Origin of the sequence: Marinomonas sp. (assembly GCF_965225885.1) — a bacterium.
Classification (GTDB): Bacteria; Pseudomonadota; Gammaproteobacteria; order Pseudomonadales; family Marinomonadaceae; genus Marinomonas.
In genome coordinates this window covers 850,442-869,885 of the sequence record NZ_OZ245329.1, presented here as the reverse complement: position 1 = coordinate 869,885, position 19,444 = coordinate 850,442, and the positions used below count along the sequence as shown (strand labels likewise).

Sequence of the window (19,444 nt, the reverse complement as noted above, 5' to 3'; positions counted from 1 at the left end):
AAATAGAAAAAATTAAAATCGGAAAGGAAGAGAGGCAAGTTAAGAACAATACCGCCAGAAAAGGGAGTAACTAACGATATCGCTCTTGTTTTCAACCATGTTTTATCTATCAATAGTTTAAAAAGCAATGTCGCCAGAAAAGGGGTTAACTAACGACATTACTCTTTTTATAACTATTTATTAGAAACCATAGTTAAAGCGAACACGTGCCGCAGTGACTTTATCATTGTCGCCTGCAGCTAAGTTTTTGGCTTTAGAATATGAACCTGCAAATGTTACAGTTGCATTCTCAATATCCATCACTGGCATAGTGTAAGCCACATAAGTAGTTAGCAATGATGGATCATCACCTGTTTTCTTATCATTAGTTGATGAAATAACACCCAAACCAAAGTTACCGTATGTCATGTTTGCAGTAACAGACGTTACTTTGTAATCGGTTTCATCATCTTTTTTGAAGGCAGCTGCAAGGTTCACATTTGCGGCAGCAACGTCAAAGTTCGCAGCGAGTGCATAACCAGTTTGCTTAACCTTAGTCGTTGCAGTTTGGTCATAGTTAACACTTTCAAAACCAGCTGTAATAGAAGCGCTACCAGCAGCAAAGGTGACAGAAGGACGGAAGCCAGAAATAGCTTTAGCTATCGTCACCATCTACACTGCCATAAATAGTGTCAAGTTCGAATTTAACGCTTTCACTAGCATTGAAGTGCAAAGCAAATTGACCAGCATTATCATCAGCGCGACCACGAACAAGGTTCGCTTCATAAACATCGACACCGCCTACATTCTCAATTACTGTATCCTTACCTTTAGGGAATAAGTTCACGCCTTCAAAACGACCCGCTTGAAGATCCCAAGCGCTGTTACCCAACTGGATAAACGCATCGTCAACGGCAGCCTTGCCATTAGTTTTTATAAGAAGAGTCCCTTTACCTGCGAAGAAGTTATCACCAGATGTGTGCTTACCGTTAACATTTAGCTCGACACGACCATCTTGCTTATAAGTAGAGTCGCCTACAGATTTAGAGATAGCATCGGTATTTAACTCGAAGTTCGCGTCAAAGGCAGGAGCGGCTTGAACTGCACTGATAGATAGAAGACTTCCAACAATAGCAGTATGTAGAATAGTTTTTTTTCATAATTTTCAGACCTGAATGTTGTTTTTATAATAAATAGAGCTTAAGAAAAACGTGTGTTTTCGTACTTAATAATACATTTTGGTTACTTTATTACAACAAGACAACAACAAGAATCTTTCTTATTTTTTACTTAATTTCCTTACCTTTTATGTATATAAAACCTAAGCGTTTGTTTTTTATTAAAAAAATAAATACAAATATAGACTTAAAATAGACTCAATATGCATGAAAAAAGCAAGAAAACACTTAATAAAACTTAACATTCGGTTTTATGCTTTTTTATAACACGGTTATGAAATTTTGCTTTTATAGGTTTTAGCCATCACTCACAATCTGAGGAAAAATTTTCGGCGTAATGGACTTTCCCGAACAGGAAGACGCTTTAATAACTTGCCACTGTTTCGGTCAGCCGCGCCAGTGTCTCTTCGTAGAGAGGCTTTAATGCTGTTATTTCCGCACACAAATTAATGTCATGATTGGCATTACAATGGTTTTCTAGCTCTCGAAACGCAGCCGCTAATATCTGAGCGCCAACCGCATCAGCATCTCCCGCCAAGCGATGAGCAATGTCTGCCAGTTCGTACAAATCTTTCTGTGTATTCATCTCCGTTAACTCATCTAATCCCCGCTCTATGGCTGATGCAAACAGAGACACAAGCTTCTGTAATCGCTGTTTACCCAACGCGGTTAAGTGAGAATAAATTAAACTCGTATTCAATAAGCCATTACTGGTTTGCTGCTCCATGATCACTTGGCGACCATGATTTAACTGCTCCCCCATGACCTGATAAAGTAGCTCTCGTTTAAACGGCTTGGGAATAACCGCACGAATGCCAATATCATGGCACTGCTTCACATTACTGGGTAAAACATTGGCAGTGAGTGCAACGATGGGCGTTTGAGCGTTTACTTGGCCGCCATTGCGAATCTGATCGGCCACGTCTAAGCCGCTCAAAGATGGCAAGTGGATATCCATTAAAATCAAATCAAAATGCTGTTCGCTGGCTTTATGTAGCGCTTCTTGCCCATCCACCGCCAGCGTTACTTGATGCCCATCTTGCTCTAGCAATTCGGTTGTGACTGCTTGGTTTATCGGCGTATCTTCCACCAATAAAATCGACATTGGCTCTAGCCTCGGAGTCGGCGCTGCTGTTTCTTCTGGCGTCATTAAAGTTTCATCTATCGGCAGAAGTGGTACATAAAACCAAAACACACTGCCACACCCTTCCTCACTTTCAACGCCGATTTCCCCTTCCAGCAAACGCACCAACTGTGCCGTAATAGCCAAACCTAAACCTGTTCCACCAAATCGGCGAGTCACACTGTCATCGGCTTGACTAAAACGTTCAAAAATATGACCAAGATAACTATCTGGAATGCCCATGCCAGTGTCTTCCACGTCAATTAAGACACCACCAGATAGTTCTGGTTTTTCATTAGAAGGCATGACGGAAATCGTCACAGAACCATCACGAGTGAACTTGATGGCATTCGACACGAGGTTAGAGAGTATCTGACGCAATGCTCCTGCTGCACCTTGGTAACGATCAGGCAGTTGATCACTGATCGTTACCTTAAGCTGAGTGTTTTGTTGTTGGGCTTGGGCCACAAATAATAAACTGGTGGAGTTGACGAGCTGACTAATCGAAAAAGGCTGGATTTCTGGGCTGAACATACCTTCTTCAAGCCGAGCATAATCCAACAGGCCATTCAAAATTTCCAAAAGCGCTTCACCGGATTGATAAATCGCCGCGAGCTTGTCTGCATTTTGCGGCAAATGTGGCTGACTCTGCAGTAATTCAACCATGCCCAAAATACCATTTAGCGGTGTTTTGATTTCATGACTCATTGTCGCCAAAAACTGACTTTTGGCTAAATTGGCCTTTTCGGCGCTCTCTTTAGCATCTTGTAAACGCCGAGTCCGACGGCTCACTTGCTCTTGCAATTGATCTCGGTGATAACGCAGCTCCGCCTCGATGACATCTTTTTGTTTAATATCAGCCAAAATAGCTTCGCGCATGTCGTTCATAGCGTTCACGACCGAATCAATCTCATCACTTTCCGAGCGTTGTGTTTTATGTGGAAGCACAAGCTTTTGCTTCAGGTTACCCGCACCAATAGAACGCGTGTAGTGGGCCATATATTCAAGGTGTCGAGTGACCATAAAATGCACAATCAACAGTAACAACACCCCATTAATTAACACTAACAGACTTTGAAAAAGCGCGATTTCGAACGCTGAGCGGAGCAACTTTTTCTGTATTGCGGCCATATCATGATAAACGGTTAACTCGCCCAGCATGCGATCTGTTCGATTACCATCTCGGTCAACATAATAGATCGGCAAGGTAATACCATTTTCATTATTTTTAATTGAGTTTTTGTCTCCTACTACAATATCGTCTTGCCAGTCGGCGGAATGCAAAGTCACGGCGTTCACGTTAGAAAAATTCATGATGCCTTTTAACTGTAATTCCAACTGCTCACTGTCCAGATCCCACAAGCCTTTGCGCACGCCTTCAATGTGCGATGAAGTGATGTAATCTGTCTGCTGCTGCATCGACACTCGCTCGCGTCGATATTCATTAAACACTTGAATGCTAGTAGAAATGAGAGCCAATAATAGACTCAAGGAAAGCAGCTTAATAAAAATCCGATAAGCCAACGGATGCATTTGTTTGTAACTGAGCAAACACGAAATTAAGGGAAATTTTATTAAACGAGCCATGATTAGTTCTCTAACTCCATTTTTAATCCCATGTCGTCGTTGTAAACCTGTTGATATTGTTTTACCAAGTCAGATCTGGTTTTAGGATCTTTCAAGAGAACATGCAAACGTTGATTTAACAGCGGTAGCCATTTTATTAGTGGCGATTTTTTGGAAACACCGAGATACCAGAAGTCGCTCACATCCGATGCGGTTTTACCTATTTTTCCTTCCAAGCCCAGTCGATTAAGATCAAGTTGCCCTGAAAGCTTTCCCATTGGCACCACATCCAAGCGGTTATCCGCGAGTTTTAATAAGTTTTGATCCTGATTTGATACAAACTCCAAGCTGGGATATTCACGCAACGCGGCGTCCACCTCATTGCCAAAGCTGTCACCCATTAATACCCCAACTCGCAAGCCAGCCAATGAGCGCCAATCTTTAAACTCCAAGGGATGCTTAATGGGATAATACAAGTAGATGCTTTCGCGGATAATAGGCGTGTCTAAGAAGGTAAGAAACTGCTCGCGGATAATAGGCGTGTCTAAGAAGGTAAGAAACTGCTCGCGGCGGTCTGTTTTAAAGCCTGAGAGCATGTCCACGTTGCCCAGTTCGACTTCTTTTAAGCAACGACGCCAATTGCTATTTTGCCGAATATCAACGGTGACACCAAGCGGCTCCAGCAACATTTTAATAACGGCAACATTGACGCCATCTACCTCTTCGTTGCTGTTCACCCAAGAGGCGGGAGGATAAGCGCTATTACCACACACTCGTACAGTTAAGGATGAGAGTTCTACTTCAGGAGCCGTCGCCTCGGCAAAGGCTTGCAGAGCATTAAAAGCACTCAGCCATATAAAGAGGTTTATGAAGGCTCGCATAAGGAGTCAACTTGCGGATTTTCACTAAGAAGGTAGCCCACGCCATGGACGGTAATAATCATTTGAGGGCAACTAGGATCTTCACTTAACTTACGGCGAATCCGAGCAATTAACACATCAATAGTACGATCCGTCGCATTCCAAGTGCGGTTTTTAATTCGGTCCATCAGTTGATCACGGGTTAACACTTCACCTTCATTGGCTTTTAATGCAAGCAACAGCTGAAATTCACCTTCGGTTAACTGACTAACACTGCGATCCGAATTCAACAGGATACGTCGCGAAGTATCTAATTGCCACGTGCCGATGGTACGCAAAGTGGGCTCTTCAGATTGATTCTTGGCTAAATCCCGCTGTTTTCTGACTCGGCGAATCAGGTTTTTACCGCGTGCTAACACTTCTCGGGCATTGAAAGGTTTGGAAACATATTCATCTGCGCCGCATTCTAAGCCAATAATTCGGTCTATATCATCTTGCTTGCCTGTCACTAAAATAATGCCGACTTCAGAGCGAGTTCTCAGCTCTCGTGTCAGAGTGAGGCCATCCTTGCCTGGCAAACGAATATCCAGTAAAACCAAATCAAATTCTTGCTCAGCGAGCAGCAACTCAGCTTCTTCCGCCGTACCAGCCCCAGAAACGGTGTAGCCCTCTTCCGTGAAATAGCTTTCGAGTGTTTCTCTGATTACGCTTGAATCATCAACGACGAGAATTTTCATGTCTGACATTAACATAGCTAGGTACTGCAAAAGGTAAAATGAAAATCAAGAATGTCTTGATCGAGTTATTAGCATGACTTAAAGCGCCATTATTTAAAGGGTCTTTACTTAATAGCTTAGTACAAAGGCCTCTTAATAGTTAACGCGTCTTTAAATAGCTGATTCAATAAACTATAACAATTAAGCCATGAAAAGATAAGAGAACACATATCAATAAAAAACAACTTAATGCGCATAAAAAAAGTATTTTTTTAACATGCTGTTAATATCTAAATACACCTCATCATTAAATAAAAGCAATTTGTAGTCTTTACTGCAATTAGAAAGAAAAATACTGACAGTTGAGGCTGGAAAATTCTATCTAAAATCTCCTCCGATAAACATTTTTTCTGGTATTTCTTCATTACTTACATTCAGCTCATCACCTTATTTTACTTAGGATCAAGCCATGTTAGGACATTGTCTAATACCGTTTTATCATGATCACTGCCATTCCAACGGCAAACTGGTCGGAGGACCTTTTGCCATTAAAGCGTCCGATACTTTTTACGCTTCAGAACTAGGAAAAATGCCAACTGAAGGCTTTTATATACACCATAACCAGCAAATACAGCCTTTTTCCTTTCACATTCTTCATACAAAGTATTACGACTTGTTTGTGAATTCGCTCATTCTTCCTGTTAAAACATTAACTAAGAAAAATTGAACGCGACATGTCACGATGTCATTTTCGTTTTCCAACTCCTAGCTTTCCAACTTTACATAATAAGATAAAAGGAACTGATTATGGCCGAAAACACAACAAGCACTGAGATGAAGAAGCCAAGTTTAGGGCTTGCTCTTATCCCAGTCATACTGACCCTAGCCCTTTTGGGCGTACAGATTTTCTACTTTGGTGATTTCACACCGCACATTCCTCTTGCTGTTGGCTTAGCCATTACCTCGCTAGTTGGTATTAAACAAGGCCTCAGATGGAAGCAAATTGAAGAAGGTATCTTTCACGTAATCCACGTTTCCATGCCGTCGGTATCCGTATTAATTCTTGTCGGTATGTTAGTTGGTGTTTGGATCGCCAGTGGTACCGTTCCTACCTTGATTTATTACGGTCTAACGCTGCTTTCACCACAAATTTTCTTAGCAGCAGCGATGATCCTTTGTTCGGTTGTCTCTTTGTCTTTGGGCACATCATGGGGAACTGTTGGTACGGTTGGTCTTGCCTTGATGGGGATCGGCGCAGGCTTTGAAATCCCTATGTACTGGACAGCTGGTGCAGTTGTTTCTGGGGCTTTCTTTGGTGATAAAGTCTCACCGCTTTCTGATACAACAAACCTTGCACCTGCAGTAACTGGCACCGATGTGTTCTCACACATCAAAAACATGATGCCGACCACCATTCCAGCCATGCTAACGGCCCTGGTTATTTACCTGATTGCTGGCTTCACGCTAATCGACAATGACAACGGCTCTTTTGAACGCATTACAGCCATTACCACATCGCTACAAAACAACTTTGAAATCTCAGCGTGGTTACTTGCCCCAGCATTGGTTGTTATCGTGCTTGCGGTTAGACGTATGCCTCCTATTCCATCATTGTTTGCTGGTGTTTTGGCTGGTGCGGCAGTGGCCGTATTCACACAAGGCGCAGGCATCCATGACATTCTGACTTACGCTAACAGCGGTTACTCTATTACCACTAGCTCCGATGCTATTAATAGTTTGTTAAACCGTGGTGGTATCCAGTCAATGATGTGGACCATTTCCTTGATCTTAATCGCGCTTGGCTTTGGTGGCGCGTTGGAAAGAACAGGGTGTCTTGAAGCCATTATTAGCGCGATCATGACGAAAGTATCTGGTTTCCGTGGTGTGCAAACTTCCGCAACGCTAACGTCTGTCGCAACCAACCTTGTCGCCGGCGACCCTTACCTATCCATTGCACTTCCTGGTCGTATGTATGCGCCAGTATATCGCGGCATGAAATACTCAACACTTAACCTTTCTCGCGCGATTGAAGAGGGTGGAACCTTGGTTTCTCCTCTTGTTCCTTGGAACGCTGGTGGTGCTTTCGTTATAGGTGCTTTGGGTTTGAGTATTGGCGATGGTAACTTCGAAAACCTACTTTACATCCCGCTAGCATTCGCTTGTTGGGTCTCTCCAGTACTTGGTTTAATCTATGCTCAATTAGGATTATTCTCTCCTAAAGCCAGCGAAGAAGAACAAGCTAAATGGGAAAAAGATGGCGAGTTGATTATGGATTACAGTCAACCAGCCAAATAACATTGTCGCTTGCCATTCTCGTAAGTGATAACGCTAAAAAGCAGAACTCATAATGAGTTCTGCTTTTTTATTTTCTCTAGGCAAAGCAATGGCTTTCGCCCTAAAAACTCACTCTATAATTATCTCGAAAGTGCTACACTAGCGGCCTAAATCTATGCATTAAGTGAGACCGCCATGAGCTTCGCCTCTTTAGGGCTTCATCCCGACATTGTTCAGCAAGTGAAAACTCTTGGCTATTCATCGCCAACCCCAATCCAACTTGCTGCTATTCCAGCGGTTCTTGAGCAAAAAGACCTTATGGCTGGCGCTCAAACAGGAACAGGAAAAACCGCTGCGTTTGCCTTACCGCTTTTACACCACATTCTACAAACTAAAGACTTGGGCCATAAGGGCATTCAAGTACTCGTGCTCACACCGACTCGCGAGTTAGCACAACAAGTTCATGCTAGCTTCGTTAAATACAGCGAAAAGCTGCCAATTCAATCGGTTGTTGCTTACGGCGGCGCGAGCATAAACGTGCAACTTGATTCCTTGCGAAAAGGCTGTGACGTATTGGTTGCTACGCCGGGCCGCTTACTTGAACTCATCATGAAAGACCTGATTGATTTAAGTCACTTGCATGCCTTGGTGTTGGATGAAGCAGACAGAATGCTCGACATGGGCTTTATCATTGATATTCAGAGAATATTGAAGAAACTTCCCGAGGCTCGACAGACCTTATTCTTTTCTGCCACCTTCAATGATGAGATTTTTGCCCTAAGCAAAACACTCTTAAAAGATCCACAATTAATCGAAGTAGACAGTCGAAACACCACGGCAACTCAGGTCGAACAAACTATTTACGCTGTAGATCAAGACCAAAAAAGTGCTTTGCTATCCTTCCTAATAGGGTCTAAAAACTGGCAACAAGTGCTCATTTTTACTCGCACTAAGCAAGGCGCTGACGAGCTAGCGAAAGAAATGCAAAAAGATGGTATTGCCACTCAATCCATTCATGGCGACAAATCACAAGGCGCACGTGATCGCGTATTAGCAGACTTTAAAGCCGGTAAAGTACGCGCACTCGTCGCAACGGATGTTGCCGCAAGAGGCATCGACATTGAGCAATTGCAATATGTTGTGAATCACGAATTACCTTACAACGCCGAAGACTATATTCATCGCATAGGACGAACAGGTCGTGCAGGCACATCTGGCCTTGCCGTAACATTAGTATCAGAAAAAGAACGCTATCTACTAACCGATATTGAAAAGCTAGTCGGTGAACAATTCGTGCCCCAGTGGCTACAAGGGTTTGAGCCTGATCTTAATAAAGTAATGAATACCCAAAAAAAGCGGGAACCATCTAAAAAAGAATTACGCGCAAAGGCGCTTGGCCTTCATTCACCAAAAGATAAAAAGTCAAAGAAAAAGCGTCGTTTTAATTAAATTAATTCGTTATCATTCCGATTATTGCTCAATACAAAAAACAAACGAATAGACACATAAAAAAACAAACTACTCTAATAAGTAGGCGTCATATTCAAAAGGGAATAATATGTTCACCACCATTAAATCTCGTCTGTTAATAACCGTTCTTCTTCTTAACGCGTTAGCCAGTATTTGTTATACGGTTTACCTTTATGACGTTAGAAAAACAGACTTATATGATCAAATTGACCGTAATCTCGTTTTTGCTGCACACACAGCAGCAGCCATGACCGATGCAGACGTTTACGACCAAGTTGCAAGCAACAAATTTTCGGTGGGCGAGTCAGACAAACTGCAGCTAAAAGCCTACAATGTCCTAAAATCTTCCAATGTAGAATATATCTACACTATGGTTAAAACCTCAGATGATATTTTGTTTGTACTAGATACACCGGACCCAGAAGAAGTCAAGAGCAATAAACTACCAGAACCTTTAGTTCCCTATGAAGATCCAAGCGACAGACTGCTACAAGCATTTTCTCAAAATGGAACACAGCCTGTATTCGACGAATATACCGATGAATGGGGAACATTCCGATCAATCTTTATCCCTTATACAACTAAAAGTGGCCGAAAATTTGTCGCTGGCGCGGATATACTGATCTCTACCATTCACAACGAATTGCAAAAAACGTTAATCATATCGAGTATTATTGGCCTAATAATCTTTCTTATTTCATCACCGATTATTTACTGGCTTGTCTCCCGCATACTAAAGCCTTTAGCCGAAGCACAAGTATTAATACGTACAATAGCAACAACACGAAACCTTACTTTACGCGCTAAAACAAGTTCAGATGAAATTGGGAAATTATTGGAAGACTTCAATAATTTAATCTCTGAATTGCAATCCACGCTTTCTGCATCAACTCACTCAGCCATTGAAAACTCGGCCGTGTCTTCTCAACTCCAAGGTAGTAGTAAAGAGATCCGCGTTGCTGCACAAAATATTGCATCCGCAGTTGACGAAGCCCGTCAACATGCCGTCTCTACTAGTCAGTTATTAGAAACGTCCGACTCTGATTTAACGGCGGCGGTAGAAGACACCCAAAATGCAACCCATTCACTAGAAAAGGGTCAACAAGCCTTTGGTAAAGTAACCAAAATCATTAATGAAACCGCCTTGTCTCAATCACAGCTTTCCGATGAATTAAACACGCTGTCACATAAGGCAGAAGAGGTTAATAAAATCCTGTCAGCGATTAGCGGCATCGCTGACCAAACAAATTTATTAGCGCTAAATGCGGCGATAGAAGCAGCTCGTGCAGGTGAAGAAGGTCGAGGCTTTGCCGTTGTTGCCGATGAAGTTCGCCAATTAGCAATCCGCACTCAAAGCAGCCTGAACGATACAGGAGCCGCAATTGGCAGTATTATCTCAGCGATTAGCAATGTTGCAGACAAAATGAAAAGCAGCGAAGGCCAGTTTAATCAGCTACTAGATGAATCGTCTCAGGCGCTTAATAGCATTTCAGAGAGTTCAACAACTATGTCTGACACCCGTGAAAAAATGCAACTCACCTCCGGTAACGTAACCAATATTTTAAAAGACATTCACCAAATGCTGTCACTAATGTCTAACATGGAGAAACAAGCTGTTTTTAACAGTAATAGCACAGGGGAAATTGCCGACGCAGCGGATCGCCTTCAGGCGTCAAGCTTATCGTTAAAAAATGAATTAAATAGATTTGTTGTTTAATGTAAGCGGTGTTAATAAAGAAAAAGCGCTTCGTCTTTTTAACGCCGTTTTTTATATAAAACACAAAGCACGTTAAGGCCTGTATTATGCAGTGGTTAATGACTCAATGAAATTTCAACGCGTGCAAAATAGGCAACTCAATACGGCAGCAATGCCTGCCGAATTATTCCGAAAAATGCTTATTGTGGCTATTTTAGGTTTCAGCGCAATTTGGGGAATCGACTTTTCGAGCGGTCTTATTTCACCGTTTGATGCAAGCGCTTATCCGATATGCATCAGTGCTTTTATCCTTGTTTACATCCTTAGCATTGTCACTAAAATCAATCATCAAAGCCTGCATTTTTTCGTTTACTTTATTGTTGCAGGCTATCTCATTAGCTCAAGTATTTGGCATCATATGGACGCCAACGGCTTATTTTCAAATGCAGCACAGTGGCTGGGATTAAACTACGTCATTGCCTATCTCTTTCTCGAAGTCAAAAAAGCCGCCCCCACCACCATCATCGTTTTTATTGTCACCATTGTTGGCCATTACATCGCCATTATCCAATATCATTCAATAGCAGATACAGTTGGCGTTGTCTTAAATATTGCCATTGCACACCTTATCTATATCTTCTTGTTATGGACTGTTATTAAGCTAAGAGTTAAAACTGACCAAATAATGGAGCGGGCCGATTTACTTGAAAATCATGCCTACGTCGATTTACTCACTCGAGTACTAAATCGACGTGGAATTGAGAAGGTGTTTAACGAGTTAGACCTAGACTCAAAAGAAAATAATAAAAAATACGCAATACTAATAATAGACATTGATCATTTTAAGCAGGTAAATGATATTCACGGTCACCTCGTTGGCGACAAAGTACTCAGCAGTTTAGCAGGCCAGCTTAGCCGAACAGTTCACCCTAACGATGTTCTATCTCGCTGGGGTGGAGAAGAATTTGTCGTACTCACTATGAACAGAACACCACAACAAGTAATAACGTTAGCCGAAAACCTAAGAGCGGCAGTTAGTAATCTTGTGATCGACAATATATCCAACATTACGGTCAGTATTGGCATTGGACACTCTTATGAAGCCTCTTCAAAAGAGGCTGTATTCAAAATCGCTGATAGTCACCTTTATATCGCCAAACAGTCCGGTCGAAATACCATTCACGCTAGCAACACTTAGTCCCTAGCTTCTTGTGCTAAAACAGAAACATGCTAGCGAGTTAAAAGCATCTATTTGCTAAGTTAGTTGCGCTCAAAAACATTACCTCTTCATAGAACATAAAAATCACACCACATAGAGAATCTCATTGATATATAACGTTATTTTTTATACTTAGAGATGACTTGTTCCTTCGTAACTTCCCCCCAAAACATTACCTTGCACTTTCTTATTGAACTCGATAGCAAAACCTCTGAATTCATCACCCCACCTAAGCACATACCTTTCCATAGAGATAACATCTGCCTTTATTTCATATAAATCTTTGAATTAACACTCTGGGAATAAACTTAGAACAACTAAAAAGATCAACAAATATACTGTAAAATTATTGTAAGGTCACACAAATACACGTAAGATTTACATAACACTCTACACAGTAATTTAAAGTATTTCTGGAATAAGCAAAGATCAAAAAGGAATAAAAGGTATGATTAGAGATAACACTGAGTTTCTTGACGCTTCGTCCGAAAGAGAGTGCGCTTTTTATACTGACTATTTACTTAAAAATATTCGAAGCGCGTCCCTAAAAAACTTACGAGGTAACTCGCTAACCGAACGCGTAAAAAAACTAAACGAAGAATTAGAAAGCCTAATTAGTAAAAAACGAGCGCCGCAGAATTTTGCATTCCAAATGCGCACCGCTTTTAAAGCAAGCCAACTCTCTTCCAATTATTTTCGCTGGTTAGATAAAAAAGAGGAGAGATTATGTAATTGGGCGTGGTGTTACCTAAAAAGCACCACCAAACACTTAGGGTCCGACCCAGAACAAAACCCAACGACAGAAAATCCATTCTTATTACTCTCAGCAAAAGCATTTAATACAGAAAGAACGAGTGCTGCAGACAGGCACATGGATATCTTGGATGCTTTTTATAATGGCGAGGCAGATACACAACAACAACAAGACCTACTTGAAGATCTGAAAGCGAAATGGCAAGAGATTCGTTTTAATGAAACAATAGTTAATTGGCTTGAAGAAAATAATCCATCACAATGGAGCTGGGCTTGGTCTTATTTGCAAAATATTACTCAAAGACCATTAAAACAGGCTTGGATACCAACCACGGAAGCAGAAAAAAAAGCGGCGGTTATTGCTACTATTGATTTATCTGATAACGTAGACCGTAAAGCATTAATCATTGATAAAATGAAGAAAGCTTGGAGCCAGAAAAAGTTTCGTGAAAAATCAAGTGGTAGAAAACCTTATAGCATCAGCATGACGCTCAACACCAAGCAAAAGCTAAATGCGTTAGCTGAAGAAAAAAACATGAAAATCAACGAGATGGTTGAGTATTTAGTAAGGAATGAATATAAAAAGCGAGATTCCAACGAATAACCTTGTTAATTGCAAGGTAGAAATGATTCCGCTGTACCAGCGATAAGGTCTATTTTCTATTTCTGGTAGTTTCATTTGTCATCTAATCACTGTATAACGAGCCACATGAAAATCCCTAAAAGAATACAACCCCTCATCGAAGATGGCTTAGTAGACGAAGTTCTTCGACAATTAATGAGCGGAAAAGAAGCGACTGTCTACGTGGTACGTTGCGGATCAGAGATCCGTTGCGCAAAAGTGTATAAAGAAGCCGGTAAACGCAGCTTTAAACAGGCTGTGCAGTATCGCGAAGGCAGAAAAGTACGCAATAGTCGCCGCTCTAGAGCAATGGAAAAAGGCTCTAAGTTTGGCCGCGATGAGCAAGAGAACCTTTGGCAAAATGCTGAAGTCGATGCTTTGTATCGACTAGCAGCCGCTGGCGTTCGCGCGCCTACACCTTACGGCTGTTTTGATGGCGTTTTGTTAATGGAACTGGTTACCGATGATAGTGGTGAAGTCGCACCACGTCTCAACGATGTAGTACTGACAGAAGAACAGGCCAAACGCGATCACGACACCATCATCAAAGATATTGTCCGCATGTTGTGTGCTGGTTTGATTCATGGCGACTTGTCAGAATTTAACGTATTGGTAGATTCTCACGGCCCTGTGATTATAGATTTGCCTCAAGCCGTTGATGCCGCTGCAAACAATAATGCCGAATGGATGTTAGAGCGCGACATAAACAACATGCGTAACTACTACGGCATGTTCGCACCAGATCTTCTTGAAACCAAATACGCCAAAGAAATTTGGGCACTTTTTGAAGCAGGTAAATTAACGCCTCATACCGAGCTGACCGGTTTATTTGAAGAGCCAACAGAAGAAGCCGATGTCGATTCCGTGTTACAAGAAATAAAAGAAGCCTTTGAAGAAGAGCAAGATCGTTTAGCACGAATTAACTCTAGCGATGATGAAGATTAAAACGACGAAGACTGATTTGCCACAATAGGTACAGATTTTTCAGATCACCCTAAGAGAGCAACAGCCATAGCTTTTGCTCTCTTAGCGGCATCTAGGTCACCCGCTACATACGCCTGAGCAATCGCTCCTTCTTTCAACACACTAATACTTTGCGCTAAATCAGCTGCTGCCAGTTCTGGCGAGCATCCCACAAGATTCGCTTGAATAAAAGACGTGATATTTTGTTTATGACGTTGACACAAATCATTCACAACATGATCAGAGAATTCCCCATTGGCTTTTACAAAAAAACAGCCTCTGAATGGCGACAATACCTCGACTCGGTCATGAAACCAATCATCAAGCGCATCAAACAAGGCTAATACAGCCTTTTTTCCGTCTCCAGCCGCCATCATTCGCGATGTTAACCAATCCATAAAAATTTGGTCTCGATAAATCAGCACCGCCTCAAGCAAAGCGTCTTTACTACTAAAGTGATGATAAAGCGTTTTTTTCGCCACGCCAGTTTCAGACAATATCCGATTTATTCCCACCGCATGAATGCCATGCTGGTAAAAAAGCTTAAACGCCGTGTGAATTAATAAGTCAGGTTTAGTCACTTCAATTCTCCCTCATCGAAAAAGAATATTGACACGAGTGAACAGACTTGTCTACCATTGTAGAGACAAATCGGTCTACCTTTATTTACCGATGATAGCCAGCACTCCAGAGGAATCCATTTATGCTATCCAATTTTGTCACGTCACTTTACCAATCGAGATTTTTTACTATTTGCTTAGCGGGGATTGGAGCAACACTGTGTATTTTTATGATTGCCCAAGGCGCTCAGCTTGCACCAGAGTATCTTGGTATGATGGCGCCTTTTGGCGCAACTATGGTTATCCTGTTCGCCCTACCTAAAAGCCCTTTAGCTCAACCCAAAAATATTCTGGGCGGTTATTTATTAACAACCACAATAGGATTAATCGCATTACAATTCTGGGATGTAACCCCATTAACCATGGCAATAAGTGTTGGAGTCGGCGTTTCCTTGATGATGTTAACCAATACACTTCATCCTCCGGCAGGCGCGAACCCTCTTTTAGTACTATCACTGAAAGTGTCATGGGGGTTTTTACTCTCACCGGTTCTATCTGGATGCTTGCTTATTATTCTGTTCGGTTGGTTTTATCACAATTGGGTTTCACGCATTGGCTACCCATTAAAGCCTAAACGTTAAAAGCGGACTAATGATGTTTTTAGACAGATTTTCACTACCATTAATCGCTATTTTTTCATCTGATGCTTTTTTAACCAAATGATTCATGTATAATTCCGCTCCGCATTTGACCTTCCGGTCAGATGTCTAAGCAAAGCGTTATAAAATTTTAAATTTGGGTTCCCTCACCCCAATCAAACGAAAAAGGTCACAATATGAGTACGTTTACACCTGAGCAAAAAGGCAAGGCACTGTGTTACCTTGCGATGTTCCACCTACTAATCATTGCGTCTAGCAATTATCTAGTACAAATCCCCTTCACGGTATCAGGGTTCCACACCACTTGGGGGGCGTTCACTTTTCCTTTTATATTCTTGGCAACAGACCTCACGGTAAGAATCTTCGGCGCGGTATTAGCACGAAAAATCATCTTCTTAGTCATGATTCCATCTTTAATCGTGTCTTACGTATTGTCGGTTGTCTTTGCACAAGGTGAGTTTCAAGGCTTCGGCGCTCTGTCATCGATGAATACATTTGTCGGACGAATTGCTATTGCTAGCTTGATGGCATATCTGCTTGGTCAAGTACTTGATATTCAAGTCTTTAATCGCCTACGTCAGCTTAAACAATGGTGGGTTGCTCCAGCAGCATCTACGCTATTTGGGAATGGTTTAGATACTTTGGCGTTCTTTGGGATTGCCTTTTATCAAAGTCCAGATCCATTTATGGCACAACATTGGCAAGAAATTGCATTAGCAGATTTTGGCTTTAAGCTCATCATTAGCCTTGGTTTGTTTATTCCTCTATATGGCGTATTACTAAACTATCTAGCCAAGAAAATCACAGAGATAAAACCTGATTTCAGCATACCTAACGCTCAAGGAAATAGTTCACTTTAAAAAAACAATGATACAAAACGATGAAGCGCATGTGATTAAGTCCAACGTGACATCGTTTTGTGTTTATCAAACTTTTTTCCTTGTTCCACCTCAAGTTCCGCCACTTCTAATAAGTCATAAATAAACATTTCATATAGACAAACCACTCTAATTAGTTACAAACATAAACAATTAAAACAACTAACTATCCTAAATGGGATATGAATAAATAATGAACACTAGGCATGCTTCTCTCTTACAACCAATAAAAATAAAAGAGGAATGTATGAATAAATTTAAATTAAGCTCAATCGTTGGTGTCGGCGCAAGCCTTGTAATATCCGGTTCCGTGCTCGCCACTGAAAATGGTGCGCCCAGTACAGCTCCAGGTATTTATGGTTTTAGTGCTGGCTACATGCCTCCGGTAACGGACGTTGGTGCGTTCTCCATGAGAGGATCGATCTACAAGGCAAATAAAAACCTAAATGGGAATGGCGATGAAAGTCTAAGTGATTTTTCACAGACGGTGAAAGCGCTATCACTCACTTACATCAAGATGACAGATACCCAGTTTCAAGGTGCCAACTATGGTTACGGTATCGTTATCCCGATCCTGGATTTAGATATTGACGGCAAAGTGCCAAATTCAAGTACCAAAGTGACAGGATCAGATTCTGGTATCGCAGATATTCAAATTGTGCCTTACATTTTGCAGTGGCACCCATCAGAAAGTCTAGCAACCAATACGCAGTTACAAATACAAATTCCAACGGGTCATTACAGCAAAGACGATACCATCACTACTGGCCTGAATCACTGGACCTTTTCTCCTGCATTTAATTTCACTTACATGACAGACAGTGAAATTGAAATTTCTTCTAGCTTCCAGTTAGACATCAATACTGAAAACAAAGATACCGATTACACAAGCGGTATTGAGTACAGACATGAGTTTGCTATTGGTCAGCATTTTACGGATTGGACTGTTGGCTTAGGTGGTTTTTATTACAAACAGCTAACCGATGATAAAGCCCCAGCAAGCAGTAATATTGTAAATGGCAACAAAGGTGAAGTGGTAGCAATCGGGCCAGAACTTAGTTTCTTCCGCCCAGGCCTGCCTTTTGTCTCGTTCCATGCTTACAAAGAGTTCAAGGCAAAAAACCGTACACAAGGTTATACGGCTGCGCTGTTAGTTTCTCAAAGTTTTTAAAATTCTATTTTGAATCATAACACGGTGATAGTTATCCCCTTTCTATTGCCGTCGTTATGTATTCAATACAGAGATATTAGCAAATAAAGGTCTATCTAAAAGGGAGTAAAAATAGACCTTTACATTGCATTAATTAAGATAAAATTAGCTTAGTAAGAGTATTTAGCACCAAAGCGATAGACTGGGCGCCACTGATCATTAGATGTCTTCTTAGAACCATTAAACTCATACTTATCACCTGATTTATAAGGTTTAAAGCCTAACTCAGCAAAAGGGCTCCAGCCATTATTGAGGCCTTTGTATTCACCTTTAAAGTTAATATCGGAAAACCCAGACTGATTACCTTTCCATCGAGGACCTGACTTTTCTTCATTGAAGGTATAATCCGTGGATGCACCAAATGCCCAATCTTCAATGCCTTTATAGCCAGCAGAGAAAGTCCAGCGATTATAATGAGAGTTATCACCTCCGACTACGCTGTCATAGTGATAACGGTGGCGGAAACCGACCGACCAGTCACTATTTAGTTTATAGCCAAGGCTCAAATTGAACTGATGTCCCAATTTATCTGGACCAGATTCCCACTTATATTGTGGCGTTAAAGTAAGGGTGTCGGACAATTTATATTGGTAGCTAATATTACTTTGCTGACCGCTTCCCCCCAGCTTTTTAAATGCACTAGAGCCTTTTTCACTACGCCATTTCGCTTCTACACCAAAACCAATACCATTAGCGAAACGATGGCTAACTTCGATACGATCTTTGTTTTCTTGAGGATTTCCATCGTGTTCAGGCACGTACTCATGACGAATATTAATGCTAGTTGCATGAGCCGCAACACTAGTGAGCCCAATTAGGACTGCTGCAGATACAATCTTTAATTTCATATTGAAACACCGTTTTATTATTATTTGGATGAGTTTTAAATTTATACTCTTCTTCAAAATTTTGGAAGTATTTTTTGGTGTTGAATATTAAAAAAATTAAAATGACGTTTCTTTAAATTCTATAAAAATAAATAACTCAATTAAAATCATTAGGTTAACAGGATTTAATGGATAAAAATTCTTGAAAAGAGATATCGAAAAAGAGAAAAAGACAATACAAAAATGCGATTAATCTAAACATATAAATAGATATTGCTTATAAAACAACTCAGAGTCGCGCCTTATCTGACGATTTCTCTGAAAGACTGAGGCTTAGTAGACTTATTCGCACCTTCCCTAGAACCAGAGATCACCAAAGCAGTCTCGATGACTTAAATACAAACGTAAATCAAATTCTAACTGATGGTAATCAGGCTCCATATAACAACACAGCTTATAAAAGGCTTTGTTATGGTCTTTCTCTTTAAGATGAGCCAGTTCATGTACCAAAATCATCTTTAATAAAGGTTCAGGAATCCGTCGAAACAATGACGAGATACGAATTTCGTTTTTCGCTTTTAACTTATTGCCCTGCATTCTAGACACAAAAGTATGCAAACCAAGAGCGTTGTTAATGATGTGTATTTTGTCATCATAAATGACTTTGCTGATTGGCGGGGAACTGCGCATAAATGCATTTTTAAGATCCATTGCGTATTCATACAAGGCACGAGTTCCATTCAAACCATGAACATTTGGGTATTTTTTTAGCAGCCATTCACCCGACTTTTCCGTCTCCAACAAACTTTGCGCCTGTTGCTGCACTTGAGCGCTGTAAGCGCCAAGATAGTTTTTAATGTCATTAACCTGACTTTTTTGACTCATATATTC

At 41.1% G+C, this 19,444-nt stretch carries 17 protein-coding genes; 9 read left to right on the top strand and 8 right to left on the bottom strand.

Annotated features, from left to right (window positions below; all coding sequences use genetic code 11):
* Positions 1–180: 180 nt before the first annotated feature.
* The 5 genes from ACO05V_RS03890 to ACO05V_RS03870 all read right to left on the bottom strand — a co-directional run bounded on the left by ACO05V_RS03890 (position 181) and on the right by ACO05V_RS03870 (position 5,452).
* Positions 181–651, bottom strand: coding sequence for a hypothetical protein (locus ACO05V_RS03890; protein WP_421847702.1), 471 nt, complete (start codon positions 649–651; stop codon positions 181–183).
* Positions 635–1,030: a carbohydrate porin gene (locus ACO05V_RS03885; protein ID WP_421856864.1), complete on the bottom strand. Its 396-nt coding sequence runs from the start codon at positions 1,028–1,030 to the stop codon at positions 635–637. The genes ACO05V_RS03890 and ACO05V_RS03885 overlap by 17 nt, the downstream gene beginning before the upstream one ends.
* 491 nt (positions 1,031–1,521) lie before the next feature.
* Positions 1,522–3,867 (bottom strand): ATP-binding protein, encoded by a 2,346-nt coding sequence (locus tag ACO05V_RS03880; protein WP_421847700.1) that lies wholly within the window; start codon positions 3,865–3,867, stop codon positions 1,522–1,524.
* Positions 3,868–3,869: 2 nt separating this feature from the next.
* Positions 3,870–4,727, bottom strand: coding sequence for a substrate-binding periplasmic protein (locus tag ACO05V_RS03875; RefSeq protein ID WP_421847698.1), 858 nt, complete (start codon positions 4,725–4,727; stop codon positions 3,870–3,872).
* Positions 4,712–5,452: a response regulator gene (locus tag ACO05V_RS03870; protein ID WP_421847696.1), complete on the bottom strand. Its 741-nt coding sequence runs from the start codon at positions 5,450–5,452 to the stop codon at positions 4,712–4,714. Before ACO05V_RS03870 ends, ACO05V_RS03875 begins: the two co-directional genes overlap by 16 nt.
* 777 nt (positions 5,453–6,229) lie before the next feature.
* On the opposite strand from ACO05V_RS03870, the gene nhaC reads away from it, so the two are divergent.
* The 6 genes from nhaC (at position 6,230) to ACO05V_RS03840 (ending at position 14,401) form a co-directional block, all read left to right on the top strand.
* A complete protein-coding gene (nhaC, locus tag ACO05V_RS03865; RefSeq protein ID WP_421847694.1) occupies positions 6,230–7,717 on the top strand; it encodes a Na+/H+ antiporter NhaC in 1,488 nt (495 codons plus the stop codon).
* A 174-nt stretch (positions 7,718–7,891) separates the two neighbouring features.
* On the top strand, positions 7,892–9,145 hold the full coding sequence (locus tag ACO05V_RS03860) for a DEAD/DEAH box helicase (RefSeq protein ID WP_421847692.1): 1,254 nt from the start codon (positions 7,892–7,894) through the stop codon (positions 9,143–9,145).
* A gap of 109 nt (positions 9,146–9,254) precedes the next feature.
* Positions 9,255–10,883 carry a methyl-accepting chemotaxis protein gene (locus ACO05V_RS03855; RefSeq protein WP_421847690.1) on the top strand — a complete coding sequence of 543 codons (1,629 nt, stop codon included), beginning with the start codon at positions 9,255–9,257 and terminating at the stop codon, positions 10,881–10,883.
* Between the two features lie 106 nt (positions 10,884–10,989).
* Complete coding sequence (locus ACO05V_RS03850; protein ID WP_421847688.1) at positions 10,990–12,060, top strand: GGDEF domain-containing protein; 1,071 nt, start codon at positions 10,990–10,992, stop codon at positions 12,058–12,060.
* 469 nt (positions 12,061–12,529) lie between these two features.
* On the top strand, positions 12,530–13,438 hold the full coding sequence (locus tag ACO05V_RS03845; protein WP_421847686.1) for a hypothetical protein: 909 nt from the start codon (positions 12,530–12,532) through the stop codon (positions 13,436–13,438).
* Between the two features lie 105 nt (positions 13,439–13,543).
* Positions 13,544–14,401 carry a PA4780 family RIO1-like protein kinase gene (locus tag ACO05V_RS03840; protein WP_421847684.1) on the top strand — a complete coding sequence of 286 codons (858 nt, stop codon included), beginning with the start codon at positions 13,544–13,546 and terminating at the stop codon, positions 14,399–14,401.
* Between the two features lie 44 nt (positions 14,402–14,445).
* Here ACO05V_RS03840 and ACO05V_RS03835 read toward each other — a convergent pair whose 3' ends face one another.
* Complete coding sequence (locus tag ACO05V_RS03835) at positions 14,446–15,000, bottom strand: TetR/AcrR family transcriptional regulator (protein ID WP_421847682.1); 555 nt, start codon at positions 14,998–15,000, stop codon at positions 14,446–14,448.
* Between the two features lie 122 nt (positions 15,001–15,122).
* On the opposite strand from ACO05V_RS03835, the gene ACO05V_RS03830 reads away from it, so the two are divergent.
* From ACO05V_RS03830 to ACO05V_RS03820, 3 genes are all read left to right on the top strand, one after another.
* A complete protein-coding gene (locus ACO05V_RS03830) occupies positions 15,123–15,620 on the top strand; it encodes an HPP family protein (protein WP_421847680.1) in 498 nt (165 codons plus the stop codon).
* A 194-nt stretch (positions 15,621–15,814) separates the two neighbouring features.
* Complete coding sequence (locus tag ACO05V_RS03825; protein WP_421847678.1) at positions 15,815–16,498, top strand: 7-cyano-7-deazaguanine/7-aminomethyl-7-deazaguanine transporter; 684 nt, start codon at positions 15,815–15,817, stop codon at positions 16,496–16,498.
* A gap of 265 nt (positions 16,499–16,763) precedes the next feature.
* A complete protein-coding gene (locus ACO05V_RS03820; protein WP_421847676.1) occupies positions 16,764–17,687 on the top strand; it encodes a SphA family protein in 924 nt (307 codons plus the stop codon).
* A 149-nt stretch (positions 17,688–17,836) separates the two neighbouring features.
* Here the strand turns inward: ACO05V_RS03820 and ACO05V_RS03815 are convergent, their stop codons facing one another.
* Both ACO05V_RS03815 and ACO05V_RS03810 read right to left on the bottom strand, forming a co-directional pair.
* Positions 17,837–18,574, bottom strand: a complete 738-nt coding sequence (locus ACO05V_RS03815; protein WP_421847674.1) for an oligogalacturonate-specific porin KdgM family protein — start codon at positions 18,572–18,574, stop codon at positions 17,837–17,839.
* Positions 18,575–18,910: 336 nt separating this feature from the next.
* Positions 18,911–19,438 carry a YgjP-like metallopeptidase domain-containing protein gene (locus ACO05V_RS03810; protein WP_421847672.1) on the bottom strand — a complete coding sequence of 176 codons (528 nt, stop codon included), beginning with the start codon at positions 19,436–19,438 and terminating at the stop codon, positions 18,911–18,913.
* Positions 19,439–19,444 lie beyond the last annotated feature (6 nt).